Origin of the sequence: Marinomonas sp. MED121 (assembly GCF_000153025.1) — a bacterium.
GTDB lineage: Bacteria > Pseudomonadota > Gammaproteobacteria > Pseudomonadales > Marinomonadaceae > Marinomonas.
In genome coordinates, this window is record NZ_CH672432.1 from 524,087 (window position 1) to 551,022 (window position 26,936).

Genomic DNA, 26,936 nt, shown 5'->3' on the forward strand with positions numbered 1-26,936 from the left:
CTAAAGATAAATCATAACTAAATCGCTTACCCTCTGCTTTACTACCTTTATTTATTCATTTTGGACCATTGCATTAACGCATCTATAAATTTAATTAACTTAGCAGGTTGCCCCACTCTGGATGGGTAAATCAGATAAAGAGATGTTGGTGGAATCACAATATCCTTAATAATTTCCACCAATTCCCCTTGGGCTAATTCCTCTTTAACCATATTTTTGGGCACCATACCAAACCCTAAGCCAAGCTTTATAGAGGCAATCACAGTCCGCATATTATCAACAGCGAAACGATGCCTAAAATTGAGTTTTTGATCTTGCCAAATTAAGTGAGGATCATAGGTTTTATTTGTAGAGGCATTCTTTAAACCGATACTAGGTTGTGATAGTAAATGCTCTGGCGTCTCTGGATAACCAAACTCATCAAGCTGTTTAGGACTGATGACAAATACCCATTGGCTTTCAAATAAAGGCCTGCATATTAAGCTGGTATCTTTTATTTCCCCCCTGTGATTACGAATCGCCAAATCATAATTGCCACTTAGAAACCCCTCATCCCCATTCACTTGATGAATTTCAAGGTTCACCTTTGGATAACACGTTAAAAAGGGCTCTATGACAGAACTTAAAATAAAATCGATTAAATTATGCGGTGCACAAAAACGAATGGTGCCTGACGGCTCGCCACTTAAAGAATGAATATAATCATCACCTTGTTGCAAGGTATTCAAGGCTTGCTCACAATAAGCCAGATAGTCTCGACCCGCTTCCGTTAATCTAACAGATCGAGTTGTCCTTTCTAACAAACGTATGCCTAAACTCGCCTCAAGCTGGCTCACTTTCGCACTCACCGTTGACTTTTCGATACCAAGCACCTCAGCGGCCTTTGTAAAACTCGCCAATTGAGCAACATGGGTAAAAATGCGGATTTGGTTAAGGTCATTGTTCGACATAAAAAACAATCTTTTCATAATTAGACTAATTATCAATATTCCAATAACAGTCATAATAAATCAACTATTCAATTTAAACCTATATTGGAGCCTATTATGCAAACTAATACTTTGCCAAAATCAGACCAAATCGCAACCACAAGACACCCGCTTAAACAAAATAAAGTTGATCGCTACGATAGGGTTTATAAGCTACTGCATTGGTTGGTCGCCGGCCTTATTCTACTTATGTTATTAGCAAAGTTTGGCTTTGCTAGCGCCATTAGCCAAGAAGATAAAATAACTATGTTAATTGGTCATTCAAGCATAGGGTCAATTCTCACCCTCTTTATTATGATGAGGTTAATAAAGCGCTTTATTATTCGCAGCGAAAGACCCACTCATAACATGCCAAGCTGGCAGAAAAAGGTATCTAGCTTGGTTCACGGTGCGCTTTACCTTTGCCTGGTTATGATCCCATTAACAGGCTATTTAACCGCCACTATGCACCAACTTCCTGTGATGCCTTTTACCTTGATAGATTTAAGCATGGTTTCAACTTCTGGCTATAACCAGGCTGACTTTGCATTGATTAGAGGCCTTCATGAAAGTTTTATTAACTTACTTATGGCGTTATTAGTGCTTCATATTGGTGGCGCCTTATTTCATAAATTCATTCGTAAAGATGGTGTTATGTCGAGCATGACGCCTGGCAAATAAATCAAATGATTGTTTTATCAATTAAAATGACGAGTTTCCCCTGCAAATTCAATTGAGTTCGCAGCAAGGTGTGTGTCAACTTAGTGTCAAAAATATGAATCTGATTCTAATGGTGATTCTTAGGCTTGAAATAAGACGTTAAGACCCTATGATAAGCACAACGGGCGTAGTCGCCATGATTAATTTTTGGAGCAATTGTAATGCGTATTTTATTATTTCTAGCCACTAACATCGCTGTGATGATAGTCGCTAGCATAGTATTGAGTGTCTTAGGCGTAGATAGATATATTTCCAGTGATGGCCTTAACCTTGGCTCACTGCTCGCATTTTGTGCTGTGTTTGGTTTTACCGGCAGTATTATTTCTCTCCTGCTTTCTAAAAAAATGGCAAAGATGAGTGCCAGAGCACAGGTAATAGGCACACCATCCAACCACAAGGAAAAGTGGCTATTAGACACTGTCGCACAACTCGCCCATAAAGCTGGCATTAAAACACCAGAAGTGGCCATTTTCCCAAGCCATGATGCGAATGCCTTTGCAACCGGTTGGAATAAAAACGACGCACTGGTTGCTGTCTCTCAAGGTATGATGGATAGATTTCCGCCTAATGAAATTGAAGCGGTATTAGGACATGAGATTGGCCATGTTGCTAATGGCGACATGGTGACTCTGACCCTATTACAAGGTGTGGTAAATACCTTTGTCATGTTCTTTGCTCGAATTGCAGGTTATGCCGTTGATCAGTTCTTGCGTAAAGATGATGAAGGGGAAGGTGGTGTCGGCTGGGGATATTATATTGCCACTATTATCTTCGAAATCCTATTCGGTATTTTGGCTTCTATGATAGTGATGTGGTTCTCTCGCTACCGTGAATACAAGGCAGATATCGCAGGTGCCCAACTCGTCAGCAAGTCTGACATGATGGCGGCACTGATTCGTATCAAAAAAGAGAGTGAAGTATCTCATATGCCTGAAACCATGATGGCATTTGGTATCAATGCAGGTAAACGCCCTACTCTTGGTGAATTACTTGCAAGCCACCCACCTTTAGATGACAGGATCAAAGCGTTAGCCAATCGTTAAGCCTAAATCAGCAAATAAATAACAAACTAAAACGTCCCTCTTTGAGTGGACGTTTTTTTTATATGTCTATGAATGTGTCTATGATTTAGATTATATTCACATTAATTCGATACTGGCGGAGTTAATCGTTGGATATAAGCACCTAAATGACGCCTATCTTGTTCATTTAACAGGCGGCTTATTATTTGCATTTGGTTATCATATAAGGCATCCGTTGTGCGTTTGCCTTTTGCATAACCTTCTAAAGTCATCCTAATATAACGAGCATGCTGTCCGGTAATTTTAGGTGTTTTATCTAACCCAATAATTCGTCCTTCACCATATACACCATGACAATTTTGACAGGCTTCAATCCCTCTCTTTTCGTCTCCCTCTAAATAGAGCACAGCACCTAACTTTGCCCAAGCATCATCCTCTTCTTGACTATGTCGTAAAGGATCGAGACTAACATCAATATCGTTATGCCTAGCAATGGATTGCCCAGCATAGTAATGAGCAATTAACTGTAACTCATTATCCGTGTACAAATTCATTAAGCCTTTCTTTTCCGTTGCCATTCGATACCCAAGCTTAAAATTAATCAACTGGTCATAAAGATAGCTCATGTCCTGTCCTGCTAAGTTAGGTACTTGATTGAGACTGGTTTCAGAAATATCAGGATGGCCTGATAAACCATGGCATTGCACACAAGTAAGGCCATTAGCATCTTTGCGATTAATCAAAGACGATACCTGCTTGTTAGTAATACCAGTCGCCTTTATTGATGCTGAAGTTTGATTGGCGCTAACATGGTTAATGATTAATATGTTTAATAGCAAAAGCATTAGCGCTGATCCGCTTAAGCACTTGTAATGCTTGAACAGTATGACCATCTGATTATCCTCATGCTGAATAAAACCTAAAATTAGCCTAATAAGGCACCCTAAACAAGGCTTTAGCTTGATCATAGGGCTGTATCAGCCATCAATTTATACAAGCCTTTTCACTAATACAAAGTTTTAATTAACCAAGCCGTTAGTAGACGAACCTAGATCAATTTCTTTAAAAATTGATCCCTTATAAAAGTACAACCAAGAGGCCCCATGATAAGAGATTCATTGACTATAATAAGTTTAGGTCTAAACCCAAATTATCATTTTTAAAATTTTAAGGAGGATAGGATGTCTATAAAGTCACTTGCCCAAAAGACGGCTGTCAATCTAATGGAAGAGTTTGAAAAGGATATTAGTCAGGCACAGTTAACCAAGCAAATTGAGCACTTATTAGTTGAAGTTGTCGCCATAACTAAAACTGAATGGGAAGAGTCTCTAAAGCCTTGTTGTCAGTCTGATCAGGATATCGCCCATAAAATGGCGTATGAAGACAGGCACAAAGAAGATATCGTCATGGCAAACTTGATGGGCTTAAGGTAAAAAGCTTAGGAAATCTGCCAATAAGTTACCTCTTCTCAGTCTACTTTTTTGTATTATTAGAAAAAGTATCAAGCAAGGTGCCACTTTGACCTAATCTAGGTACCTTGCGAGAAGGGGCAACGCAGTGTGTTAGTTTTTCTGACATGCCTACTCGGCATTATTAACAAGTTCGAAATATCGGTTTTACCTTCTAAAGTTGAAACAAGACTAAGGGTGCGAATTAGTAAAACCGTTTTAACTGCTTTTTCGCATCTTTAATGCTAATAAAGCCATCTTTGTCACTATCAGCCTTGTTGAAATACTTTTCTTTTCCACCCGCTTTTTTAAATTCATACAGGTTAATTTGATTATCTCCATCAAGGTCCAACTCTTTTGCTTTTTCTAGCCCTTTTTTAGCCGTTTTTAAATCAAGCTCAAAGCCTGTGACAGCACTTGTTGTTACTAGTAAACACATAGAAATAAGGCCAATACGAAACATGTTTTAAATCTCTCTATTTAGAAAAGTGAAGTATAAAAGGATATAGATGAAAACCAAGGTTAAAGGTTTTAAATGAGGCTGTGATAATACGGCATAGCACCTATATTAACCATTGCTAATTAAACTGGATCAACTCGATTTAAATCGCGACACGTTAAACAATAGATTAAGATTGATAGGCTTTTTTAACATTACTCACACAACCAAGCCACGTCTTGATTAATGCCCTCTTTGCTTTATCATTACGCCTCTTTTGAAGGAAGCATGCTGATTCCCCCCTCTACACTTACTAAAAACGACGTATGAGCCATATCACACGTCTCTTTATTGACATTAAATTAGCTCAATGCGATTTTTATATTAAATGATCATTTAATTAAAAACCAATTCAATAAAAAAACAACTAAAATTCAATCAGTTGCTTAGAATGAAATCGTTTCTATCTTGATTAATGTAAGCGCTGAGTAACCAAGTTTCTTAACTGCTAGGAGTGTTTATGAACACCTTATTGAGTGCAGGGATAATCTTTACTCTGCTCGCAATCGTCTTTTGCCTCTATCGTTGGGGTAATTTAAAATGTGTTGGGGTTACCCCAGTCAAAACCTTTACCTTTATCGCTATCCTGTTCACATCAGGTCTTGATGTTGGACTTATCATGTTCCCCCTGACTGAATTCGCAGGCTATGCAGATCATACCGCCAGCCCTGAGTATGCTTTTAGTAACCCTTTAGCGATCGAGTTCGCCTATTGGGGATTCCTCATTTGGGGGTTTTATTTCTTAACCAGCTTCTATTTTTGTGTCATCGAGCCTAAGGTTAAATTTTTTGAAATTCCATTAATAAAGTGGATCAATAATGTGGTGATTATTGGCACCTGCGCTTTCACAGCTTACCTACTTCTTACCAACCTACCTTGGTATTTACCTGAGTTAAGCGAAGAAGGCAGTATAGTGACCACTTTTTACGTCATTGTTTTCGCTGTAATCATTGCTGCCGTCTTTTCCAGCACAGACATCAAATATGTACGCATACTGAGTCTCGCCTCAACCTGGTTATTTTTAGCCTTGATTGCTGTCATGTGGTTCCTTGCAGCAATGGGGCCAAGCGAAATGCTTGATGCAGCAAACCTCATCGGCAATTATTTCGTTAATATCCATAAATTCGTACTCCCCCTCAATGACTACCATGAGTTTTACCTTTTCTGGTGGTTTGCTTGGAGTATCATGATTGGGCAATTCACCTCACGCTTTGTTGGTGGGCTAAGGACATGGCAAGTACTAGCAGCCTTATTAATTTTCCCATCTATTCCTTTAGGAGTTTGGTTCAGCGTGCTGTTTTTCTATCATGAAAATGGATTAGATAGCTCAGGTTTTGTAGGAATATCTATGGTTGTCGTGGGCATTACTTTCGTTATTAACTCACTAGACTCCTTGATACGCTTATACAGTGATAATATGAAGCTAACACCCAAGCGTCTGGGTAAAGCAACATATATCTTAGGAAACCTAATTGCCTTGAGCGCTTTAACCATGCTCTTCAAATTAGACTTCTTGCAGATTCAGTGGGTTGGTGCTTTGGTTATCATTTTATACTTCTGCTGCTTTACTTATATCATTTTGAAAAAGCGTAAAGAAGTATTGTCAATTCCTCACTCATAAGAAGAAAAAAGTTAAACTTTAATCAATCTAAATCAGTATAAAGTAGCTATTTTCTGATTTCGTTAGCCATGGCCAAAAAGGGTCATGGCTTCTTAATTCTTCCCTATCTAATATTCTGCATTTCAATAATGGTTAAGGTCGTTAGAAAAAATACTGCCACCGCAAATCCTCCCGAACAAACTATCTGCTAAAATTTAATCTTATTAACAAATTATGGATATAAGTTCATATTTTATGACTTACCCTGTAATCATTGATTAAATACTTAAGAAGAATAATCGCTTGCTCAAATAAAGACATTAAATATAGTTCAGGTTAGGGATTAACAGACACAACAGGCCCTATGTGCTCTAGGTTGGAATCGAATGAATGATGACACAAAAACCAAACCTCAATTAATTGCAGAAATAACCCAACTACGCCATGAATTAGCTCATGTTAATTTAACTAAAGAAGAACAATCAATTGAGCTCCTCAAAAGTGAAGAGCGATTTACACTTGCAATGCGCGGTGCCAGTGATGGCTTATGGGATTGGGATTTAAGCACAGACAAAGTCTATTATTCGCCTCGCTGGAAAAGCATGTTGGGCTATGAAGAGCATGAGCTTGATCGTTCGCTAAATACTTGGGCTTCAATGGTTCATACTAAAGATAAAGACTTTGTACTAACCCGTGTGCAAGATTACCTATCAAATAAAGCAGATGCATTTGAAGTCGAAATGCGCATGCGCCATAAAAATGGCTCCTACCTTTATATTCGCTCCCGTGCCTTTAAAGTCCTAGACGAAACCGAAAATACTCCCATTAGGCTTATTGGCACCCATGTTGATATCACCAAACGCAAAAAAACCGAACTTTTCAGTGCTAGAAACACAAAAATTTTAGCCATGATAGCTAAAGGTCACCCGGCGTCAAAAATATACGATGAAATTGCCTATATGTATGAAGAAAGGCACCCTGGCATGCGCTGCTGTATGCTGATCCTTGAAGGAGACACGCTTTTGTATGGCGGCGCACCTAGCCTTCCCAAAGCTTATTGCGAGGCAATTCATGGGGCTACTATTGGTCCTAATGTCGGCTCCTGTGGTTCAGCAAGCTATACCGGAGAAAGAGTCCTAACCGAAGATATAGACACAGACCCTAAATGGGCCAGCGTTAAGCACCTAGCACTTCCACATGGCATGAGGTCTTGTTGGTCTGAACCTGTTAAAAATGCTGCCGGAAAAGTTTTAGGGGCCTTTGGTATGTATTATGACTATCCAGGCTTACCAAATGAGGAAGAGCTCAATGATTTAGTGTCTGCCGTTAGATTGGTCAGTATTATCATGGATAGAGAACAAAATTTAAAGCGCATTAAAGAGCTTGCCTATACCGATGAATTAACTGGCCTATCAAGCCGTGCTCAATTATATCTCAGCTTAGAAAAGCGTATTAAGTCAGCAAAAGAGAGTAATGAGCACTTTACTCTCATCTATTTAGACCTTGATAATTTTAAAAATATTAACGACAGCCTAGGACATGATGCAGGTGATACGCTCTTACAAATGATAGCAACTCGCCTTATTAATATTACCAGTCATACCCACACAATTGCTCGCCTTGGGGGAGATGAGTTCTGCATTATTTTAGACACTCAAGAGCAAGCAAAAGCAGGAATAATAAAGTTTGCCCACGCTTGTTTAGAAGGCATTTCTCAGCCTGTCTTTTTAAGTAGTCGAAGATTTATTCCCACCTGCAGTTTAGGCATTGCAAAATATCCAACGGATGGCGAAGACTTACCCAGCCTGCTTAAAGCCGCTGACACAGCCTTATATGCGGCAAAGGATAGAGGTAAAAATGTCTATGCTTTTTATCAAGTTGAATACACCCAACAAGCTGAATACTCTTTCAAAGTGGAGCAAGCATTAAGAGAGGCCATAGAAACGGAAACATTAAGCCTTGAATATCAAGCCCAAACCTCGGTTGAGACGGGTAAAATACTCGGCGTTGAAGCCCTTGCTCGCTGGTTCCACCCTCAACTCGGTCATGTCCCTCCCACAGAGTTTATTCCTATTGCCGAAAGAATTGGCATGATCAGACCCTTAACCCAATGGGTCCTTAAAACGGCTTGTCAGCAGGCGGTCGATTGGCGTCGATCTGGCGTACAAGACTTACGCATGGCAGTTAACATTTCTCCTAGTCACTTTTTAGAAAGCGATTTTGATCAAGTTATCATTGAGACCATAAAGTCCACGGGAATTGATGTAAGTAAGCTTACGTTAGAGGTCACAGAAAGTGCAGTACAAACAAATAAAGCTAACCTCTCCATGTTTAAAAAGCTAAAAGCGTTAGGCGTAATGATAGCCATAGATGACTTTGGTACCGGCTATTCCTCTTTTGCTTCTTTAAAACACCTTTCTATTGATGTGCTAAAAATCGATAAATATTTTGTGGATGATATGGTAAATGATGAGAAATCAACTCGCCTGATTAAAGCCATGATAGAAATGGGCCAAAAACTAGGGTATGAAATCGTTTTAGAAGGGGTGGAAAATGACGCTCAGTTTGCCATGTTAAAACAATTTGGGGTAAATATTATTCAGGGGTTTCTATTTAGCAAACCTGCGAGTGCAAAAGAGATTGATGCTCTTTTGCCCCGAAAAGTCGCCCTTTAGTAGTATCTCTTCTTCCAATTCCTTGGGGCATTGCGATTAAGTCACCTCTTCTCAGTCTGCTCTTAAAGGTATATGAGGAAAAGGTGTCAAATAAGGCGCCGCTTTGCGCTTGTTTAGTAGAAAGCCATTTAGCTAAAATGCATCCTGGGGCACCCGCACCCAACCTTCCATTAAAACTCTAGCACTTCGACTCATAATCGCACGATCTACCGACCACTCACCCTCTGTCTCACTGGCTTTGGCTCCGACACGCAATGTGCCTGAAGGATGCCCAAAGGTCACTGATTCCCTTTCAGTGCCACCAGCAGCCAGATTCACTAAGGTGCCTGGAATGGCAGCAGCGGTTCCAATTGCAACGGCCGCTGTGCCCATCATGGCATGGTGTAATTTCCCCATAGATAAGGCCCTGACACAGACATCAATATCATTTGCACTCACATGTGAACCGCTTGAAGCCTGATAATCTTTAGCCGGTGCAACAAAAGCAACCTTAGGAGTGTGTTGGCGTTGTTCTGCTTGATCAAGGGATTGAATCAATCCCATTTTTAGCGCCCCATGAGCACGGATAGATTCAAACTTAGCTAATGCTTTTGCATCACCATTGATTGCATCTTGAAGCTCAGTGCCTGTATAACCAAGCTCATCTGCGTTTAAGAAAATGGTCGGAATACCCGCATTGATCAAAGTTGCCTGAAAAGAACCATACTCGGCCACATCAAGCTGATCTACCAAGTTGCCAGTTGGGAACATGGCGCCCTCACCGTCGGCAGGGTCTACAAATTCCACTTCGACTTCAGCCGCAGGAAAAGTCACGCCATCAAGTTCAAAATCACCGGTTTCTTGCACTTCGCCATTAGTCATAGGAACATGTGCAATAATGGTTTTTTCGATATTCGCTTGCCAGATATTAATGGTCGCTAAGCCATTTTCAGGTAATTTATCCGCATCAACCAAGCCACTAGAAATGGCAAAAGCCCCAACAGCAGCGGTTAAATTGCCACAGTTACCACTCCAATCAACAAAGGCTTTATCAATCGCTACCTGACCAAATAAATAGTTCACATCATGATCAGCTTTGTCAGATTTAGAAATGATGACGGTCTTACTGGTACTTGAGGTTGCACCACCCATACCATCTGTTTGCTTACCATAAGGATCAGGGCTACCTATCACACGAAGCAATAAATCATCTCTTACCTTTCCAGGGACTCGCGCCGCTTCGGGTAAATCTTGTAGACTAAAAAATACACCTTTACTGGTGCCACCGCGCATATAAGTCGCAGGAATTTTAACTTGTGGTAAATGTGCCATACCAAGTTACCTCTATTAGGCATGCTTTAATCAAAGCAATAAAAAGGGCGAGTGGGACCCGCAAGAAAATAGGCAGAAAAGCTGCGAGCCCACTCATAAACTTAAACTTAAACTTAAACTTAAACAAAAGTGCAATTAAGCGTTATTGGCTAAAAAGTCTTGAGCAAAGCGCTGTAATACACCACCAGCTTCATATACAGACACTTCTTCTGCAGTATCAAGACGACAAGTCACAGGCACTTCAACACGTTCGCCATTTTTACGTTCAATAATCAGGGTTAATGTCGCACCTGGCGTTCTATCACCAATAACATCATAGGTTTCTGTGCCATCAATTTGATAAGTATGACGATTCTCACCTGCTTTAAACTCAAGCGGTAATACACCCATACCAACTAGGTTTGTTCTATGAATACGCTCAAAGCCTTCCGCCACAATCACTTCAACACCAGCCAGACGCACACCTTTGGCCGCCCAGTCGCGAGATGAACCTTGCCCGTAATCTGCGCCAGCAACAATAATCAAAGGTTGTTTGCGATCCATATAGGTTTCAATCGCTTCCCACATGCGACTTTCTTGGCCTTCTGGCTCAATACGTGCGAGTGATCCTTGTTTGATGTCGCCCAGCTCATCACGGCACATTTCATTAAGCAGTTTAGGATTAGCAAAAGTCGCTCTTTGCGCCGTTAAGTGATCACCACGGTGTGTCGCATAAGAGTTAAAGTCTTCTTCTGGCAGACCCATTTTATCTAAATAAGCACCCGCAGCACTGTTAAGCATAATGGCATTAGAAGGGGATAAATGGTCAGTGGTGATATTGTCACCCAATACTGCCAGCGGACGCATACCTTTCATGGTACGCTCACCGGCAAGCGCCCCTTCCCAATAAGGAGGACGGCGAATATAAGTACTTTGTGCTCGCCAGTCATAAAGAGGGCTTGGCGCTTTTTTAATGGTGCCAAGATCAAACATAGGAATATAAATTTGCTTGAATTGCTCAGGTTTAACCGCTTTAGCAACGATTGCATCTATCTCTTCATCACTTGGCCAAATATCTTTCAGGCTAATATCATTGCCATCTTGATCCTGTCCTAGAATGTCTTTTTCAATATCAAAACGCATTGTTCCTGCAATAGCATAAGCCACAACCAAAGGCGGAGAAGCAAGGAAAGCTTGCTTAGCATAAGGGTGAATACGGCCATCAAAGTTACGATTACCTGATAACACAGCTGTTGCGTATAAATCTCTGTCGATCACTTCTTTCTGTATTTTAGGATCAAGTGCACCACTCATACCATTACAAGTCGTACAGGCATACGCCACGATACCAAAACCTAATTTTTCAAGTTCAGGCAATAAGCCTGCTTCTTCTAAATAGAGTTTGGCAACTTTAGAGCCGGGTGCAAACGAGGTTTTCACCCAAGGCTTACGCACTAAACCCAGCTCATTGGCTTTTTTAGCCACAAGCGCCGCAGCAACAACGTTTCTAGGATTTGAAGTGTTAGTACAAGAGGTAATTGCCGCGATAATCACAGCCCCATCAGGCATCTGCCCATCCGCTTCTTGTGCTTTAGCAGCATCAAGCCCTACTGCAATGCCACGTGATTCTAGTTCTGTGGTGGGTAAACGACGGTGAGGGTTAGAAGGGCCCGCCATATTGCGGCACACACTAGATAGATCAAATTCAAGTACTCTTTCATATTGAGCGTCAACAAGATCATCTGCCCAAAGGCCTGTTTGTTTTGCATAGGCTTCTACTAGTGCTACTTGCTCTGGTTCACGGCCTGTTAGTTTAAGGTAATCTATCGTTTGCTCATCGATATAGAACATACCGGCAGACGCACCAAACTCAGGTGTCATATTAGAAATAGTGGCACGGTCACCTATGGTCAGCTTGCTGGCACCGTCACCAAAGAACTCTAAGTAAGAAGACACTACTTTCTGGTTTCTCAAAAACTCAGTAATGGCCAAAACAATGTCGGTTGCCGTAATACCAGGCTGGCGCTTACCGGTTAACTTCACCCCAATGATATTAGGTAGACGCATCATAGAAGGACGACCTAACATCACGGTTTCGGCTTCTAAGCCGCCCACACCGATTGCAATCACACCCAATGCGTCAACATGGGGGGTGTGACTGTCTGTCCCCACACAGGTATCCGGGAAGGCAACCCCTTCTCTTGCTTGAATCACTGGCGACATTTTTTCTAAGTTGATCTGGTGCATGATGCCATTACCCGCAGGAATCACATCGACATTTTCAAAGGCTGTTTTTGTCCATTCTATAAAGTGGAATCTGTCTTCATTACGTCTGTCTTCAATCGCTCTATTCTTCTCAAACGCATCTTTATCAAAGCCCGGTGCTTCTACAGCCAAAGAGTGGTCAACGATTAACTGAGTTGGTACCACTGGGTTTACTTTCGCAGGGTCACCACCTTGGTCAGCAATGGCATCACGAAGGCCCGCTAAATCAACTAATGCAGTTTGTCCAAGAATATCGTGACAAACAACACGTGCTGGGAACCAAGGAAAATCTAAATCTCGCTTACGTTCGATAATTTGCGTTAAAGCCGCTGTTAGCTCTTCTGGCGCACAACGGCGAACCAAGTTTTCCGCTAATACTTTTGAGGTGTAAGGTAAGGAGGCATATGAGCCTGGTTTAATGGCTTCCACCGCAGCGCGAGTGTCGTAAAAATCTAGGCCAGTGTTCGCCAAAGGTTTGCGATATAAAGTATTCATAATAGCTATCCAGCAGTATCAAGAGACAAGCAGTGAATAAACAAGCCTGTCTAAATAAAGGTTTAAGCGTTATTTCAGGCAACAAAACACTCTAAAAAAAGCTTTACTAAGCGCTTTTTAGACATGTTTTATAGCGTATTCATTGAATTGATAATTATGATGAGGCCAAGTCTTTTGACTCAACCTCATCCGGCTTTTTAGCGTTCGCTAATCGGCTTAACAGTACGAGGTTCAGAGCCTGTATAGTCAGCACTTGGGCGAATAATACGGTTATTCGCTCTTTGCTCCATTACATGGGCAGCCCAGCCAGTTAGACGTGAACACACAAAGATTGGCGTAAAGAGTTTTGTCGGAATGCCCATAAAGTGATAAGCCGATGCATGGAAGAAATCAGCATTACAAAATAGCTTTTTGGTATCCCACATAAACTCTTCACAAGCCACTGAAATGTCATATAAAGAAGTATCACCATTCTCATGAGCCAATTTCTCAGACCATTTTTTGATGATGACATTACGTGGATCTGAGGTGCTATAGATAGCATGACCAAAGCCCATGATTTTCTCTTTACGCTCAAGCATGCCTGCCATTTGTACTTTGGCATCTTCTGGCGAACTGAACTTCTCAATCATGTCCATCGCCGCTTCATTGGCACCACCATGCAAAGGACCACGCAATGAACCAATCGCACCTGTGACACAAGAGTACATATCTGACAAGGTAGAGGCACAAACACGAGCGGTGAAAGTAGACGCATTAAACTCATGCTCAGCATAAAGAATTAAAGACACATCCATTACACGGCGATGCTGATCAGAAGGGGTTTTGCCGCTCATGAGTTTCAGTAAATGACCACCAATAGAATCTTCATCTGTATTACAGTCAATCTCGACACCCTCATGAGAGAAACGGTACCAGTAACACATGATCGCAGGGAAAGCGCCAAGAAGGCGATTGGCCGCTTTGTCTTGGTCATTAAAATCTACTTCTGGCTCAAGGTTACCCAAGAAAGAAGCACCGGTACGCATCACATCCATTGGATGCGCATCAGCAGGAATACGTTGTAAGACTTCTTTTAACGCCTGGGGTAAATTACGCATTCCCCTTAACTGAGTTTTATAGGCATCAAGCTGAGCTTGATTAGGTAATTCACCGTTAAAAAGCAAATAGGCGACTTCTTCAAAGCTAGCGTTATCCGCAAGATCTGACACATCATAACCACAATAAGTTAAGCCACTGCCCGATTTACCAACGGTACAAAGCGCTGTTTCGCCCGCACTTTGTCCACGAAGTCCTGCACCTGTTAATTTTTTAGCTGTCATAATTACACCTTTTCCTATAGCAAAGCCTTTTGAAACAATCCTTTATAAGTCATCTCGATAAAGACAGACTTACCAAAAAGCAATGCTGATAATTTGATTTACGTTTTTGTTATTTTTTAACCATCAAGTTATTTGTTCTTACCTTGAGAAAATAGCTGATCAAGCTTTTGCTCATAATCGTGGTAACCAAGATAATCATACAGCTCCATGCGGGTTTGCATATTATCAATCGCCGCTTTTTGATCACCGTCAGCTAATAGGGTTTGATACACATTTTCAGCCGCTTTATTCATGGCTCTAAAAGCAGAAAGAGGATAAAGCACCATAGCAGCCCCCCAGTCACCGAGTTCTTTCTTGTTCCATAGTTCAGTCTGACCAAACTCAGTAATGTTAGCCAAAATCGGCACGTCCAAGGCTTCAGAGAATGCTCGGTAATGCTCTTCTGTTTTAACCGCTTCAGCGAAAATGCCATCAGCGCCAGCAGCAACGTAAGCTTTTGCTCTAGCAATTGCCGCTTCCAATCCTTCTTGAGCGAAAGAGTCAGTACGCGCCATAATAAAGAAATCAGGATCAATACGTGCGTCAACAGCCGCTTTGATTCTGTCAGTCATTTCTTCAACAGAAACAATTTCTTTATTCGGTCTGTGGCCACAACGTTTTTGCGCCACCTGATCTTCAATATGAACCGCAGCAGCGCCTGCTTTTTCCATATCACGAATGGTTTTAGCGATGTTGAAGGCTCCACCCCAACCTGTATCAATATCCACTAATAAAGGTAGACTTGAAGCAGACGTAATACGCTGAACATCAACGATCACATCGTTAAGTGATGTCATGCCCAAATCAGGCAAACCATAAGAGGCATTCGCCACACCACCACCAGACAAGTAAATTGCTTGATGGCCTAACTGTTCTGCCATCATGGCGCAGTACGCATTGATAGTGCCGACAATCTGTAATGGCGCGTTATTTTTAAGGGCTAATCGAAACTTAGCACCAGGTGATAACCTTGTTTGTGACGAATCTTGTGACATGATATGTGTCCCCTTACCTATTGATTATTGGTTGAGCTTATTTTGCTCAGCGATTTTGTTTTCGATATTTTTGCGAGAAGCCGCAATGTGACGACGCATAAGAAGCTCAGCAAGCTCGCCGTCTCTATCACTTATGGCTTCGATAATTCTGGCGTGTTCAGAGAAAGCACGACTCGCCCTTGGGCTATTCATACCAAACTGACAACGGTACATACGGACAAGGTGATACAACTGTCCGCAGATAAGATTAATAAGTTGAGCATTGTGGCTACCTAGAATCACTTTATAGTGAAAATCTAAATCACCCTTTTCTTGGTAGTAAGCCACACCATCTTGTAAATCTTGTGCCGTTGAATGTTGTGACAACATGGCCTTCATGTCGACAATCTCTTCACCCGTCATATTTTCAGCCGCTTGACGACAGGCCATACCTTCTAAAGCCTCACGAGTAATATAAAGCTCTAACAAACCTTTAATACTACATTCTACAACACGAGAGCCTACATTTGGCTTACGCTCAATAAGGTGGCATTTTTCTAGGCGATTCAAGGCTTCACGCAAAGTAGAGCGACTTACTTGATATTGTTTAGCTAACTCAGGCTCACTGATTTTACTACCAGCTAAAATGTCGCCCTCAACAATAGCATGCTGAATCTGTTCAAAGACTTTGTCTGCAGTGGTCACTGCTAAGGTTTTTGTTGGATTATCAAGAGGCATAATATTGTCTACAATTTGTTTGATTTATGAGCATACTAAAGAATATTGAGAATAAGTCAATCCTACTAACGCATAATTGTCGACAATTATAGTTCAATAATTGCCCATTAGAGACAATAAACCTTATTAAACGCCAAATTGTCAGACACTTTTACTAGCATTCCCCTAAAAGCAGTCACTTTTTTAGACATTTGTATGACATCTTTAAATCCCAGTTAAACAAGGCAGAGTGATTCATGGGTAAGTTGGTTTAAACAATAAAATTCAGATAGAATCCACTCAAATGTTGTAAATCGAAAACAAAACAAACAACAACGAAAATTTAAGGTGGGATATGACAGCTTTATTAAAGCGTTTTGAATTTGCTCAGTGGCCAAAAATTCACTATGGCGAGGGCATTACTCAAAACTTAAAAGCAGAGTTAAGCGACCTAGACACTGTGTTATGGGTAACAGGTGGTAAAAGTGGCTACTACTCCTCTTATTTTAAACTTTTCATCAAACTCTCTGGCATTGAAATACAAGCGGATCATATTGTTCAAATTGGCGCAGAGCCTAGCCCTTGTGATATCGATGCCATCACTCGCCGCTTCCAAAATACCCAACATCAAACTCACATTACTAAAGTCATTGCGATAGGTGGCGGTTCAGTACTCGATGCGGGAAAAGCCCTAGCTGCCATGCTCATGACAGAACACAGTTTATTGGATTATTTAGAAGGGGTTGGTAAGGGTTTACCTCTGCCAGATCAGATTCTTCCTTTCATTGCGATTCCAACAACATCAGGTACAGGCAGTGAAATGACGTCTAATGCCGTGTTTAGCCAGGTGGGAGACAAAGGCTTTAAAAAATCGATTCGACATGACAAGTTAATCCCAACAGAGATTTGGCTTGATTCACGCCTAACTATGTCCTGTCCGCCTCTTCAAACAGCATGCTGTGGATTAGATGCCTTTACCCAATTACTTGAGTCTTACCTTTCTACTAAAAGCAGCCTTATTACAGATACACTCGCTGAAAAAGGGCTTGAGCTAATTATTAAAAACCTCATCCCAGCCTGCACGAATAAAGCTGATGACCCTGATGTAAGGGGTGAGCTTGCCATAGCAGCCATGCTATCTGGTAGCTGTTTGGCCAATGCAGGCCTTGGTATAGTGCATGGAATTGCAGGCCCTATGGGCGGCTTTTATGAGATTCCCCATGGGGTTGCCTGTGCTGGCCTTATTGCTGAAGCCAACCAAGCAACACTCAATGCTTTAAGTAAAGAAGATGATTCAAAACACAACCCTGAAGACTTGTCACAAAAAAGGACGAATGCCATTTATAAGATGGCAAAAATTGGTCGTCTTTGTGCGCAAGAAAGAGCCCTATCAGTCAACACCCTTTCAGAATTAGATTATTGTCAAATACTGGTTGATACCCTCTTTGCTTGGCAAAAAGCGCTTAACATCCCTAAGTTCTACCAATATGGTTTAAGGGCGGATGAACTAGATGCCCTAGTTAAAGCATCTAGCAATCGAAATAATCCTGTTGAATTGTCTCACGCTCAGATCAAAGAGGTGATTCTCAAATGTCTTTAAATTTAGTGTTTTTCTGAGTGATCAAAATAGTAGCTAACTCTTGCTCTAGGATTTAAATACTTAAACATTTCTTCCGTTAATTGAGCAGGATGAAGCGCCTTAACTATTTTAAGCTCAGGATTTTCATTTAGATCCAAGATAACAGCCTGCTCCTTAGGGATACTTGAGTCATAAATCAACACATTCGGGGCTAATAATTTATTGATATTTACTGAGATAACCAAGGCAAACTGCCCAGTATCAAGCTGTACGACAGTACCTGGCGGATAAATACCCAATAACTTAACCAGCAATCCCATTGAGCTATCATCATACTTCGCCTTATCCGTTTTAAACTGATGAGCAAGTGCCGCGTAAGGGGTTTTAGCCTGTTTAATATTCATCGGGTGACATAAACTATCATAGTTATTCACCACAGAAAGTATGTGAGACAAAGGATCGAGATCCTTTCCTTTTAAGCCTAAAGGATGGCCACTGCCATCAACGAATTCATGGTGCTCTTCTATCAGCTTGAGCGCTCTATCATTAAAATCAGTAGAGGAAGCCAGTAATTCAACACTGTATTTTGGGTGTAGCTTTAGAAAGTTTTGCTCTGCTGCATTTAAAGCCTCGGTTTTTCTAACAATCTGAGAAGGAATTTTAATTTTCCCCACATCATGAAATAAACCCGCTAAGCCAAGAATTGTGAGCTCATCTTTTTTAAGCCCTTTCTTTTTGCCTAATAACATCGCCAGAATTGCAACATTTAACGCATGATAGTAAAGACTTTCGTCCTCTTTACTTTCATTCATCAAATGCAGAACCGCATCGCCCTTATTAAGCAATTGATCGGTAATCTCATCAATCAGTGCATTCGCTTGGTCAATTGCCTGAATCGGCTTATTACGCATGTCCTTCATAATATTTCGAACATGGGTCATGGAGTTTTGAAAGCACTTTTCGGTACGACCTAAATCCGTTTTAAAGGACTTAAGTTTTTGCATGCGTGCTTCTTTGATCAAAGCCATTTCATCTTTTAGCTCTTCAACTTCATCATCCTGATCTTGAGCAGCTAATTCGGATAAAGGAATAGGTCGAGCATCACTCTTGCCAGGAACAGCAATAACATGCCTAACGCCGAGACTTTTAATGACTTTTATTTGATCCAGTGTCTTAATTTTAAAGCGATTGAGCACAAAAGGATGTTGATACCACTTTAAGGGTAATTGCACATATATGCCTGGTTGTAATTGCTCAACAGCAACCTTTATTCCCTTCATAAAATAATGTCACACCTTAGAACAGAGTTTAAACAAGGTTAACTAATTATAATCGACGTCATGTTATGCGTTATAGACATTATTAGTATAAGCACCAGCATCTGATTTCTATAGAATAGTTCAGATTTGTGTAAAGTTTATCATTGTAAACCCTGAAAAAGCTAAAGACTTTTATCCCTTGAAGCAAAAATTAAATATTTTTAACAATGCATTTAAACCTTGAATTTATCTTATTTTTCATACACTAACCCTAACTGAGACTTATTAGTATCTCGCCACTTATTAACAAATATCAGCGTCTATGCCAGACACACTCGACTTTTCTTCATTAAGCTTTATGTAAAGGCTCAATAAAAATAGAATATCGCTCACAAAAGCCACATAAATTTACATTCTTCACTCTAGCACTAGTAAATTTTTACATTCTTAAGCTAAACTTTAGTCACTTCATTAAACTTAAATTTAACCTTGTTAGTTTGGTTAAGGTAAATCCCCTATGTTGACAATTTATAAAGTAAAACAAGGCTGTATTATGTTATTTAGACATTTTTTTCAGTTAACATTGTCAATGAGTTTGCTAGTACCAAACCTGCTTATGGCACAAAACTTAACAAACAGCTCAAAGCTCAACACCTTCCAACTTAGTCAGATCCCTGCCCTCGACAATAAAAAACCTATCAGTATTGTGGCAGAACAAGGTTTTCTATCTGAGCATTTAAGAACAAGTCTATTACCTCGTTTTAGTGAACATACCGGCGTTAAGGTCAACCTAATGCCAATGCCACTTGATGATATGTATGACAAACAAAATAAAGCCCTGATCAATGGTGAAGGGAAATTCGACCTGTTATCAATGGAGGCTGGTTGGTCTAAAGAATGGGCCAGTAATGGCTTTACCCTGCCATTAAATAGCCTAGCAAAGCAATATGATTACCAAGGGGAGCAAGGGATGAAAATGCATCTCGCTCCTTTTTATAAGAACTTATTACATATTCTCTCCTATCAAGGACAATATCACTCTATTCCCTACAATAATTACACTATGGGTAACCATTACCGTTTGGACCTATTTGAGCATTCAGAAGAGAAAATCGCCTTTCAAAACCAATATGGTTATAGCTTAGCCCCGCCCAACAGTATCAAAAGTCTGATTGATGTTTCTCGCTTCTTCACACGAAAAAAAGGTGAATTTCTTGCGGGTAAACGCTTAACAAGGGACTTTTATGGGTTAACCCTAATGTCAGGCAATCGACCTCATATTAATGATGAGTTTTCTTCATTGCTTTGGGGTGTTGGCGGAGCCTGGCTAAGGCCCATTTATAATGAGACTGGGGACATAGCCCTTTTTAATGTGGAAGCAAATTCGAAAGAAGCCCTTTACGTGGCGAGAAGTTATTTACAGCTATTAGAGTTTGCTGTTCCAGCCACTAAGCATCATGCCTTTTTAGAATCGGCAAATGCTATCGCTAATAGCCAAGCGGCGATGTATCCGTTTGCTTATAACAACCTTTGGGCTGTCTCAGCTCAAGTTGAAAAGAATTTTCCAGGCGCCAAACTGGGCATTAGCACCACCCCTTTAGGCAAACCTTATACCGGCGCCTACGCCCTAGCCGTCGCTTATGATAGTAAAAACCCAGAAGCAGCCTATTGGCTACTTAAATACATTACCTCCTTTGAAGGGCAAAGGGCCTACGCAAAAGGTGGCGGCAACCCGAGTCGGGCTGATGTTGCCTTGCTAGATGAATTTAATACGAAAAGCGCCTTTGCTGTGAGTGGCTCTTTTCAGCAAAATCATCTTGATAATTTGGCATGGGGTGACCAAGTCTTAAAACTGGGGCATTTTACCAGTACGGCAATGGGAAAGATCTATCCTGAATTAATGCGCACAAGCTACCTTATCAGGTCACGACAAGCGTCACCCGAAGATGCGCTTGATCAGCTTCAACAAAAAATATTTGAACTGCAAAACTATCATGGCGAGGCTGCTGCCTTTAACAAAACGAAGGAAGCCCATGAATAGGCTCAAACGATTAACCTTAAGAGCAAAGTTGATTATAGCCTTCTGCACTATTGCGAGTTTCACTTTAGTTTCATCGGGTACCGCTATTTATTTATTTCAGCTTTATCAATCTAAACTCGCTTTTTTATCTAAAACTCAAGGTGAACCCCTCATCATAGCGGCTCATGTCATTGAAGATCTGCAAGTGATCCGAATAGACCTTGAACGCATCAGGGGTACCAATGACCTTAGTTTGGCGTTAATTTCAATCGATGAAATTAATACTCAATGGCACCACATTAAAAAGGATTTAAATACCATAAAGTCCCTAAACCCAAGTTTAATGAAACTGTATGCTGATCAACCTGATGCAATAGACCTGCTACTTGCAAGCCTGCCAACCTTTACCACCATCACTAGCTTGCTTAATAAGCACACCAGACAAAGTGATATTATCCATGATGATATTTTTAAGGAGCAGCAAAACTTACTTGATAGGTATAGTGCTGAAATCGATAAGATACGTATTATTCAACATGTAGAAAGTAATCAGCTTGTATCAGAAGAGTTAAACCGTTTAACGGACTTAGAACGCAGAATTAACCAGATCAATGCTTTCTTACTAGAAGCACTCAATACGAAAAGCAACCAAGAACTCTCATTGCTAGCACGTAAATCGCTCAAAAAATTGAGAGAGATCGAACAACTTAACCTAGAAACAAATCAATATATCCAAGAGCACACCTTAAATTGGATTAATCACATAAGACCTTATGTGGCCAGCTCAATATCTATTTTTCAACAAGGCAAACAAAAAATCAGATTAAAAAGAATTCTCAATACACATATAGAAGAACACATCAGCACAATTGATGACCTCAACACTTCCAGTAACCAAAACGCAATTTTTTTAAAAAACGCGATTATTCAAAGTTCTCACCAATTAACTCAAGATGTGGCTTTTGCCAACAAGCTACTCATCGCCTTAACCATTATTTGTATTATTTGCGTCTTTTTAATTATTTGGCTGTTTGTGAGTCAAAGAATTATCCGTCCCTTTATTGAAACCAGTCAATCTATGCAGCTATTAGCACAAGGGGAAACCCGAATTCCTTTACCGACCAGTGACGACAAAGAAGTTAAAAAGATGCTGCAATCCCTAAAGGTGTTACAACAATACGTGATAAAAGTGAATAATATGGCGGATAGAGACAGCCTAACAGACCTCTATAATCGCCGTTATTTCGATAAATTACTGACGCAAACAATCAAAGAAAAAAGTGAGATTCAGCATATTAGTTTATTAATGTGCGATCTGGATCATTTCAAACCTTATAACGACTATTATGGCCACCAACAAGGGGATGATTGTCTTAAGTTTTTCGCCAAAATTTTAAAAAGGTTAAGCGACAAAACATCCGATCATGTTTGTCGCTATGGTGGTGAAGAGTTTGCCATCATTATCTTAGATAAATCCGCTCATTATGCAGAATCTCTGGCCCAGTTGATTTGCAATGAAACTAGCAAGGCTTTAATACCCCATATAAACTCAGATTGTGCTGATGTGGTAACTGTGAGCGTCGGGGCGGCTAACGTTAACATTGACGCATTAGAAGATGCGAATCAGCTTATTAACCTCGCCGACCAAGCCTTATACCAGGCTAAAAATAATGGGCGAAATTGTGTGCTCATTAATTAACGCGTTAACGTTAATGACACACAAGCTCACCCAATTCAGCTTTGACTCTCAAGTATTTAGCTATTAAGCATTTAACGATAGTGCTTTAAACAATGCTGACTTTCGTCCCTCGGCTGACTTCACTCTCAATATTAAGCTCTCCCATATGGGCATCAACAATCAGCTGACACAAATAAAGACCTAAACCAAAACCACCGGTTTTACGCTGTCTTGCATCATCGATACGATAAAAGGCTTGAGTAAGGTGCGGAATGTGCTCTTGCAAAATCCCCTCTCCTTTATCGAGGACTTCAATCAATACCTCATCATCTTGTTGCGCCAACCTAACCTCTACGGGTGTTTTAGAATGCTGCAACGCATTCACAATCAAGTTCCTCATTAGAAGGCGCATTCTCGCCAGATCAAGTAACATAGGTTTTAAAGGACTTAGGTCAAAATAAACACGCTGATCAAAGTTAGGATTAAGCTCATTCACGACCCCTTGTATTAAATCGCCTAAATCTAAGCTTTCGAAGTTCAATACCTTATGATTCGAATTCAGCCTTTCAGACTCTAAAATCTCATTAATCAGATTTTCCATTTCAAGGATATCTCGACGTAATGAAGATTGCTCAGAGGTTGTATCAAGTAATTCGGTGGCCAATTTAAGCCGTGTTAACGGTGTCCTTAACTCATGACTGATAGCCAATAACATTTGCCTTTTGGCTTGCAGCATTTTATCAATTTGCCTCGCCATATCATTCATCACACGCGTTAAAGAACCAAGCTCATCGTCACGTTTAATCTCTACCTGATGGGATAAATTACCTTTTGCATACTCAAGGCTCGCCGCCTGTAATGTTTTAATCGGCGCAAACATTCTTTTCGTGATTCGATAGCTAATATAAAGAACCAAAGGCATGAGTAAGAAAATAAATAAGGCGCTAGCGGGTATTTTAAAGTCAATAAAGTCACGCCGTTTACTGATATAAAATACGTACTTTTCTTGCTTTTCTTCGACTAGAACTCGAACGTAATAATTACCCCTTGTCTTAGCAAAACTGGCATTTTGAATACTGCTTTCGTCATATTCCAGCGCAATCAACCTATCCATATCATGCTTTCGACTATATGGTTGGCTGTGCCAATTTTCTGTTGGGCCATCCACACTAATATTTAACATAAATTCGTTGGCCAGTGCTTGCGCTTTCTCATAATCTGGTGGACTACCAATACGGCTTGATAACACCTTGCCATAATCAGCAAAGAGGTTTTCAAAACCATCCAAGTTATCGCGATTATTGTCGGCAATACAATGTATACCAGACACTAAAATCATCACCAAAATAAGACACGTACTAAGAAAAATGCCTAATAGTCGTAACATTAAAGGCATGCTATTTAAACGGGCTAACCATTTCATATATGCTCACCCACAAAGCAATAGCCTGCACCCCAAACGGTTTTAATAAAGTCCACGCTGACATGATGATCATCTGGTGTTGCCGCTTTAAACTTTTGCCTTAAGCGACTAATCGCAATATCGACCGAGCGCGAGAAGAGCTCAATTTCAACCCCTTTTAAATGATTTAAAATATCATCCCGAGAAAATACTGTTTGAGGTGATTTTGCCATGAGTAATAACAATCGATACTCAGTGGTGGTGAGATCTAATCTTTGATCAAATAATTTAACTTGCTGTCTTTCAGTATTTATCCCCATTCCTTTAAAGGTAAGGATATGCTCTGCAGATGATGCGTCTGTTTGATTTTCTTTTTGGCTTTGCTTTTCAAGGCGCCTTAATATGGTTTGCAACCTAGCAACCAGCTCCCTTGGCTCAAATGGCTTACCTAAATAATCATCTGCGCCAATCTCAAGCCCGATCACCCTGTCCATCACATCACCACGGGCAGTCAACATAATAATAGGAATATCACTCTTCCTACGGACATGTTTACACACCTCAAAGCCATCTTCTTCTGGCAACATGACATCTAAAATAATGGCTTGAGGCTGTTCTTTTTCTAATAACTGATATCCCAAAGACGGACAATTAGCGCTAACCAACTGCATATCATATCGAGCAAGATATTGTTTAAGTAAATCGGCCAAGGATTCATCGTCATCAATTAATAATATTTTCACATCCAATTACCTTCACACTTTTATATTTATGAGCCTATCGGAATCGCTCAAGATACGATATGACCTCAATGGGTTTTGTTACAGATTGATACAAGTGGAAACCCGCCTGAAAAGTCTTTAACACCTCACCCAGTATCATTGAGACATATTCAATGATGACTTAGGAGTCGAGGATGAAGCATTTCACCGTTAAAGCAATTAAAAAGCTGATGTTAATCACACTTGCCATGTCTATGTTAGTTGGCCTAAGTGGTTGTGACCGCACACCAGAAGAAAGAGCAGACAAATTTGCCGCCCGCATCAGCAGTAAATTAGACCTTAATGAATCACAAGAAGCCCTGTTAAACACCTTAAAAGAAACAGCCCTTAAAGCCAGCATTGATTTACAAGGCAGTAAGGATGTGATGCATAAAGATTTTATTAATTTAATGAGTTTGAATAGCATAGAGCAAACAGAGCTTGAAGAATTAACAGGTCAAAACATCACGCTTCTTCATCAAAACATCAAGCGTATTATGCCAAGTTTTATTGCCTTTCACGCAAGCTTAGATGAAGAACAAAAAGAGAAAGTGATTGCCTTCATCTCAAAGCACAGAAGGGATGGACACTAAACTTAATATGCCTTTAATTCGCCAATAAAGGTCTTTATTAACCGATTAGTTAGCGCCTTTTAATCTAAGCTAAAACCTACAAAGCCCAAGATATGCCTATCTTGGGCTTTGTATTTAGCACAGCACTATACAAATAGCCTGTTCTAACCCTTGCCCTTGTTAGAAAGGTAATGGCACTTGTGTATCGTTCACTTTAAAAACCTTGTCTTTAAAACTTAACGCTGTTTGATAGCCTGTGTCATCACCGACAATCAACCCCTGCTGTACAAAGGTTTGTAATAGCAGAGGCACTTGTGATGCCGCAATTTGTTCCAATTGCGCCTTACCCATGCCCTGTGTTTGAGGATTGGTTTGTAATTGCATCACCATAAACATTTTAGCGGCTAGCTCTACAACCTCTTTATCGCCCCTAATTTGACCATCCATTAACAAATGCGATAGCCAAAAAGCCACATCATCTATAGGCTGTGGCAAGCTTGTAACACCAACCAGACTGGTGTTTAAATGAGACTCAAACGAGCCTTCAGGAATAGTCCCGCCCAACTGGGTAATATTAAATTCTGGATTCGCAGAGACTAAAGGTAAAAGAAACTCGCTTAAGCTCGCCATCCTATCTTCCAAAGATGCATTTTCATCAAAGGTTGAAGAGTTTTCTAATAGTGCTTTGTACTGATCAAAAAAGACCTTACTTAAATGATTTAATTGAATCCCCAGAGCAAAGTCAGAGCCTTCAAATTCATTCATAGAAACAGAATCAACCCCGTAAACCACATCAAACGCGATATTTTGAGATCCATCATCAATGTCAGATGAAGCGGTGATATAGGTATTTTTAATATCCAGAACTTCATCGGTAAAGTGCGATTGATAGCTAATATCAGCTAACGAAAATTTTGAGTCTGAATCATAAAATCCGCTACTGAAAACCTGCTCAATCGTGCCTTTAATATCCATCTTTAATAACAGATTATTTGACTTAAACACGCCCTCTGTATTTTCTGCGGTAAAGCTGTCAGCACTACCCTGATAGCTAAATAATTCGCCAGTATAAGAGCCCACACCTTGATAACCTGAAAACTCAAACTGAGTATTTGATACTTTAGGTGAGCTAAATTGTGTGATTGCATCTTGATAATGTCCATTCAAAAAGAAATCACTGGTGCCCGTAACGTGATAAAACGCCACATCTTTTGGCCATACCAAAGCCTCTCTCAACTCATCTGCAAGCACACTTAGTTGCCAACCGACTAAACCAAGAGATGTGCTCTCACCCATTAAAACAGGGCCATAAACAGCATCAAAATTCGCTTTCGTCTCAATCACTTCACCAGCAAGCCCAGCAGCACCCATAGCCGTATCAAAAGAGAACGCCAGTTTCGAACTTGAAGAAAACCAACCAAGGTCTTGTTCAATCACTTCAACCTTGTAACCTGGCATGGCATTAAGCGCAGCGATCGATTCGTTTAACTTAGCCTCAACCTGAGTACCCACAATTTTAGGCGTAATCAAGGCACCAAGGATAACCACAGAGGCAGAAATAGGAACAAGTTTATTCATGTCATAAGTCCATATATTGATTGTTGCTGTACTTTACTTTAAACAACATTATT

21 protein-coding genes are annotated in these 26,936 nt (G+C 40.4%); 9 read left to right on the forward strand and 12 right to left on the reverse strand.

All coding sequences use genetic code 11. The features are described 5' to 3' along the window. Window positions 1-47: 47 nt before the first annotated feature. Window positions 48-950, reverse strand: a complete 903-nt coding sequence (locus MED121_RS17715; protein WP_036181010.1) for a LysR family transcriptional regulator — start codon at window positions 948-950, stop codon at window positions 48-50. A 96-nt stretch (window positions 951-1,046) separates the two neighbouring features. Between MED121_RS17715 and MED121_RS23850 the strand changes: the two genes are divergently transcribed. Continuing rightward, window positions 1,047-1,649 (forward strand): cytochrome b/b6 domain-containing protein, encoded by a 603-nt coding sequence (locus MED121_RS23850; protein WP_009835126.1) that lies wholly within the window; start codon window positions 1,047-1,049, stop codon window positions 1,647-1,649. A 200-nt stretch (window positions 1,650-1,849) separates the two neighbouring features. Beyond that, the gene (gene htpX / locus MED121_RS17725) at window positions 1,850-2,731 is read left to right on the forward strand and encodes a protease HtpX (RefSeq protein ID WP_009835127.1); all 882 of its coding nucleotides are present in this window, start codon (window positions 1,850-1,852) and stop codon (window positions 2,729-2,731) included. 101 nt (window positions 2,732-2,832) lie between these two features. Here htpX and MED121_RS17730 read toward each other — a convergent pair whose 3' ends face one another. Next, the gene (locus MED121_RS17730) at window positions 2,833-3,555 is read right to left on the reverse strand and encodes a c-type cytochrome (RefSeq protein ID WP_165474629.1); all 723 of its coding nucleotides are present in this window, start codon (window positions 3,553-3,555) and stop codon (window positions 2,833-2,835) included. Window positions 3,556-3,891: 336 nt separating this feature from the next. Here MED121_RS17730 and MED121_RS17735 point away from each other — a divergent pair, with 336 nt between their 5' ends. Next, on the forward strand, window positions 3,892-4,143 hold the full coding sequence (locus tag MED121_RS17735; protein WP_009835129.1) for a hypothetical protein: 252 nt from the start codon (window positions 3,892-3,894) through the stop codon (window positions 4,141-4,143). A gap of 220 nt (window positions 4,144-4,363) precedes the next feature. On the opposite strand, the gene MED121_RS17740 is transcribed toward MED121_RS17735, so the two are convergent. After that, on the reverse strand, window positions 4,364-4,621 hold the full coding sequence (locus MED121_RS17740; RefSeq protein WP_009835130.1) for a hypothetical protein: 258 nt from the start codon (window positions 4,619-4,621) through the stop codon (window positions 4,364-4,366). Window positions 4,622-5,117: 496 nt separating this feature from the next. On the opposite strand from MED121_RS17740, the gene MED121_RS17745 reads away from it, so the two are divergent. Together MED121_RS17745 and MED121_RS17750 are read left to right on the forward strand one after the other, a co-directional pair. Further along, window positions 5,118-6,278 carry a BCCT family transporter gene (locus tag MED121_RS17745; protein ID WP_009835131.1) on the forward strand — a complete coding sequence of 387 codons (1,161 nt, stop codon included), beginning with the start codon at window positions 5,118-5,120 and terminating at the stop codon, window positions 6,276-6,278. A gap of 365 nt (window positions 6,279-6,643) precedes the next feature. Next, a complete protein-coding gene (locus MED121_RS17750; RefSeq protein ID WP_009835132.1) occupies window positions 6,644-8,932 on the forward strand; it encodes an EAL domain-containing protein in 2,289 nt (762 codons plus the stop codon). A 132-nt stretch (window positions 8,933-9,064) separates the two neighbouring features. On the opposite strand, the gene prpF is transcribed toward MED121_RS17750, so the two are convergent. From prpF to MED121_RS17775, 5 genes are all read right to left on the reverse strand, one after another. Continuing rightward, window positions 9,065-10,243: a 2-methylaconitate cis-trans isomerase PrpF gene (gene prpF / locus MED121_RS17755; protein WP_009835133.1), complete on the reverse strand. Its 1,179-nt coding sequence runs from the start codon at window positions 10,241-10,243 to the stop codon at window positions 9,065-9,067. 135 nt (window positions 10,244-10,378) lie between these two features. Then, window positions 10,379-12,982, reverse strand: coding sequence for a Fe/S-dependent 2-methylisocitrate dehydratase AcnD (acnD, locus tag MED121_RS17760; protein WP_009835134.1), 2,604 nt, complete (start codon window positions 12,980-12,982; stop codon window positions 10,379-10,381). 197 nt (window positions 12,983-13,179) lie between these two features. Then, window positions 13,180-14,307 carry a 2-methylcitrate synthase gene (prpC, locus tag MED121_RS17765; protein WP_347372386.1) on the reverse strand — a complete coding sequence of 376 codons (1,128 nt, stop codon included), beginning with the start codon at window positions 14,305-14,307 and terminating at the stop codon, window positions 13,180-13,182. A 125-nt stretch (window positions 14,308-14,432) separates the two neighbouring features. Then, window positions 14,433-15,338, reverse strand: coding sequence for a methylisocitrate lyase (gene prpB, locus MED121_RS17770; RefSeq protein WP_009835136.1), 906 nt, complete (start codon window positions 15,336-15,338; stop codon window positions 14,433-14,435). 24 nt (window positions 15,339-15,362) lie between these two features. Then, window positions 15,363-16,055, reverse strand: coding sequence for a GntR family transcriptional regulator (locus MED121_RS17775; protein WP_009835137.1), 693 nt, complete (start codon window positions 16,053-16,055; stop codon window positions 15,363-15,365). A 334-nt stretch (window positions 16,056-16,389) separates the two neighbouring features. Between MED121_RS17775 and MED121_RS17780 the strand changes: the two genes are divergently transcribed. Continuing rightward, complete coding sequence (locus MED121_RS17780) at window positions 16,390-17,634, forward strand: iron-containing alcohol dehydrogenase (RefSeq protein ID WP_009835138.1); 1,245 nt, start codon at window positions 16,390-16,392, stop codon at window positions 17,632-17,634. A 2-nt stretch (window positions 17,635-17,636) separates the two neighbouring features. Here MED121_RS17780 and MED121_RS17785 read toward each other — a convergent pair whose 3' ends face one another. After that, window positions 17,637-18,893 (reverse strand): DUF3391 domain-containing protein, encoded by a 1,257-nt coding sequence (locus MED121_RS17785; RefSeq protein ID WP_009835139.1) that lies wholly within the window; start codon window positions 18,891-18,893, stop codon window positions 17,637-17,639. A gap of 496 nt (window positions 18,894-19,389) precedes the next feature. Between MED121_RS17785 and MED121_RS17790 the strand changes: the two genes are divergently transcribed. Together MED121_RS17790 and MED121_RS23855 are read left to right on the forward strand one after the other, a co-directional pair. Next, a complete protein-coding gene (locus tag MED121_RS17790; RefSeq protein ID WP_009835140.1) occupies window positions 19,390-20,913 on the forward strand; it encodes an extracellular solute-binding protein in 1,524 nt (507 codons plus the stop codon). Further along, window positions 20,906-22,591: a diguanylate cyclase gene (locus tag MED121_RS23855; RefSeq protein ID WP_009835141.1), complete on the forward strand. Its 1,686-nt coding sequence runs from the start codon at window positions 20,906-20,908 to the stop codon at window positions 22,589-22,591. The genes MED121_RS17790 and MED121_RS23855 overlap by 8 nt, the downstream gene beginning before the upstream one ends. 85 nt (window positions 22,592-22,676) lie before the next feature. Here the strand turns inward: MED121_RS23855 and MED121_RS23860 are convergent, their stop codons facing one another. Both MED121_RS23860 and MED121_RS17805 read right to left on the reverse strand, forming a co-directional pair. Beyond that, window positions 22,677-23,993 carry a HAMP domain-containing sensor histidine kinase gene (locus MED121_RS23860; protein WP_009835142.1) on the reverse strand — a complete coding sequence of 439 codons (1,317 nt, stop codon included), beginning with the start codon at window positions 23,991-23,993 and terminating at the stop codon, window positions 22,677-22,679. After that, window positions 23,990-24,715, reverse strand: a complete 726-nt coding sequence (locus MED121_RS17805) for a response regulator transcription factor (RefSeq protein WP_036181011.1) — start codon at window positions 24,713-24,715, stop codon at window positions 23,990-23,992. Before MED121_RS17805 ends, MED121_RS23860 begins: the two co-directional genes overlap by 4 nt. A 173-nt stretch (window positions 24,716-24,888) precedes the next feature. Here MED121_RS17805 and MED121_RS17810 point away from each other — a divergent pair, with 173 nt between their 5' ends. Then, entirely contained in the window at window positions 24,889-25,326 is a 438-nt protein-coding gene (locus MED121_RS17810) for a Spy/CpxP family protein refolding chaperone (protein WP_009835144.1), read from the forward strand. A gap of 159 nt (window positions 25,327-25,485) precedes the next feature. On the opposite strand, the gene MED121_RS17815 is transcribed toward MED121_RS17810, so the two are convergent. Next, window positions 25,486-26,883 (reverse strand): DUF945 family protein, encoded by a 1,398-nt coding sequence (locus MED121_RS17815; RefSeq protein ID WP_009835145.1) that lies wholly within the window; start codon window positions 26,881-26,883, stop codon window positions 25,486-25,488. Window positions 26,884-26,936: the final 53 nt, after the last annotated feature.

What these genes read in the sequence shown, in the direction of transcription:
- MED121_RS17730 (WP_165474629.1), bottom strand. Translation starts at nt 3,555, where the DNA reads ATGCTTTTGCTATTAAACATATTAATCATTAACCATGTTAGCGCCAAT.
- MED121_RS17815 (WP_009835145.1), bottom strand. Translation starts at nt 26,883, where the DNA reads ATGAATAAACTTGTTCCTATTTCTGCCTCTGTGGTTATCCTTGGTGCC.
- MED121_RS23855 (WP_009835141.1), top strand. Translation starts at nt 20,906, where the DNA reads ATGAATAGGCTCAAACGATTAACCTTAAGAGCAAAGTTGATTATAGCC.
- htpX (WP_009835127.1), top strand. Translation starts at nt 1,850, where the DNA reads ATGCGTATTTTATTATTTCTAGCCACTAACATCGCTGTGATGATAGTC.
- MED121_RS17810 (WP_009835144.1), top strand. Translation starts at nt 24,889, where the DNA reads ATGAAGCATTTCACCGTTAAAGCAATTAAAAAGCTGATGTTAATCACA.
- MED121_RS17745 (WP_009835131.1), top strand. Translation starts at nt 5,118, where the DNA reads ATGAACACCTTATTGAGTGCAGGGATAATCTTTACTCTGCTCGCAATC.
- MED121_RS17740 (WP_009835130.1), bottom strand. Translation starts at nt 4,621, where the DNA reads ATGTTTCGTATTGGCCTTATTTCTATGTGTTTACTAGTAACAACAAGT.
- MED121_RS17785 (WP_009835139.1), bottom strand. Translation starts at nt 18,893, where the DNA reads ATGAAGGGAATAAAGGTTGCTGTTGAGCAATTACAACCAGGCATATAT.
- MED121_RS23860 (WP_009835142.1), bottom strand. Translation starts at nt 23,993, where the DNA reads ATGAAATGGTTAGCCCGTTTAAATAGCATGCCTTTAATGTTACGACTA.
- MED121_RS17780 (WP_009835138.1), top strand. Translation starts at nt 16,390, where the DNA reads ATGACAGCTTTATTAAAGCGTTTTGAATTTGCTCAGTGGCCAAAAATT.
- prpB (WP_009835136.1), bottom strand. Translation starts at nt 15,338, where the DNA reads ATGTCACAAGATTCGTCACAAACAAGGTTATCACCTGGTGCTAAGTTT.
- MED121_RS17750 (WP_009835132.1), top strand. Translation starts at nt 6,644, where the DNA reads ATGAATGATGACACAAAAACCAAACCTCAATTAATTGCAGAAATAACC.
- acnD (WP_009835134.1), bottom strand. Translation starts at nt 12,982, where the DNA reads ATGAATACTTTATATCGCAAACCTTTGGCGAACACTGGCCTAGATTTT.
- prpF (WP_009835133.1), bottom strand. Translation starts at nt 10,243, where the DNA reads ATGGCACATTTACCACAAGTTAAAATTCCTGCGACTTATATGCGCGGT.
- MED121_RS17775 (WP_009835137.1), bottom strand. Translation starts at nt 16,055, where the DNA reads ATGCCTCTTGATAATCCAACAAAAACCTTAGCAGTGACCACTGCAGAC.
- MED121_RS17735 (WP_009835129.1), top strand. Translation starts at nt 3,892, where the DNA reads ATGTCTATAAAGTCACTTGCCCAAAAGACGGCTGTCAATCTAATGGAA.
- MED121_RS23850 (WP_009835126.1), top strand. Translation starts at nt 1,047, where the DNA reads ATGCAAACTAATACTTTGCCAAAATCAGACCAAATCGCAACCACAAGA.
- MED121_RS17715 (WP_036181010.1), bottom strand. Translation starts at nt 950, where the DNA reads ATGTCGAACAATGACCTTAACCAAATCCGCATTTTTACCCATGTTGCT.
- MED121_RS17790 (WP_009835140.1), top strand. Translation starts at nt 19,390, where the DNA reads ATGTTGACAATTTATAAAGTAAAACAAGGCTGTATTATGTTATTTAGA.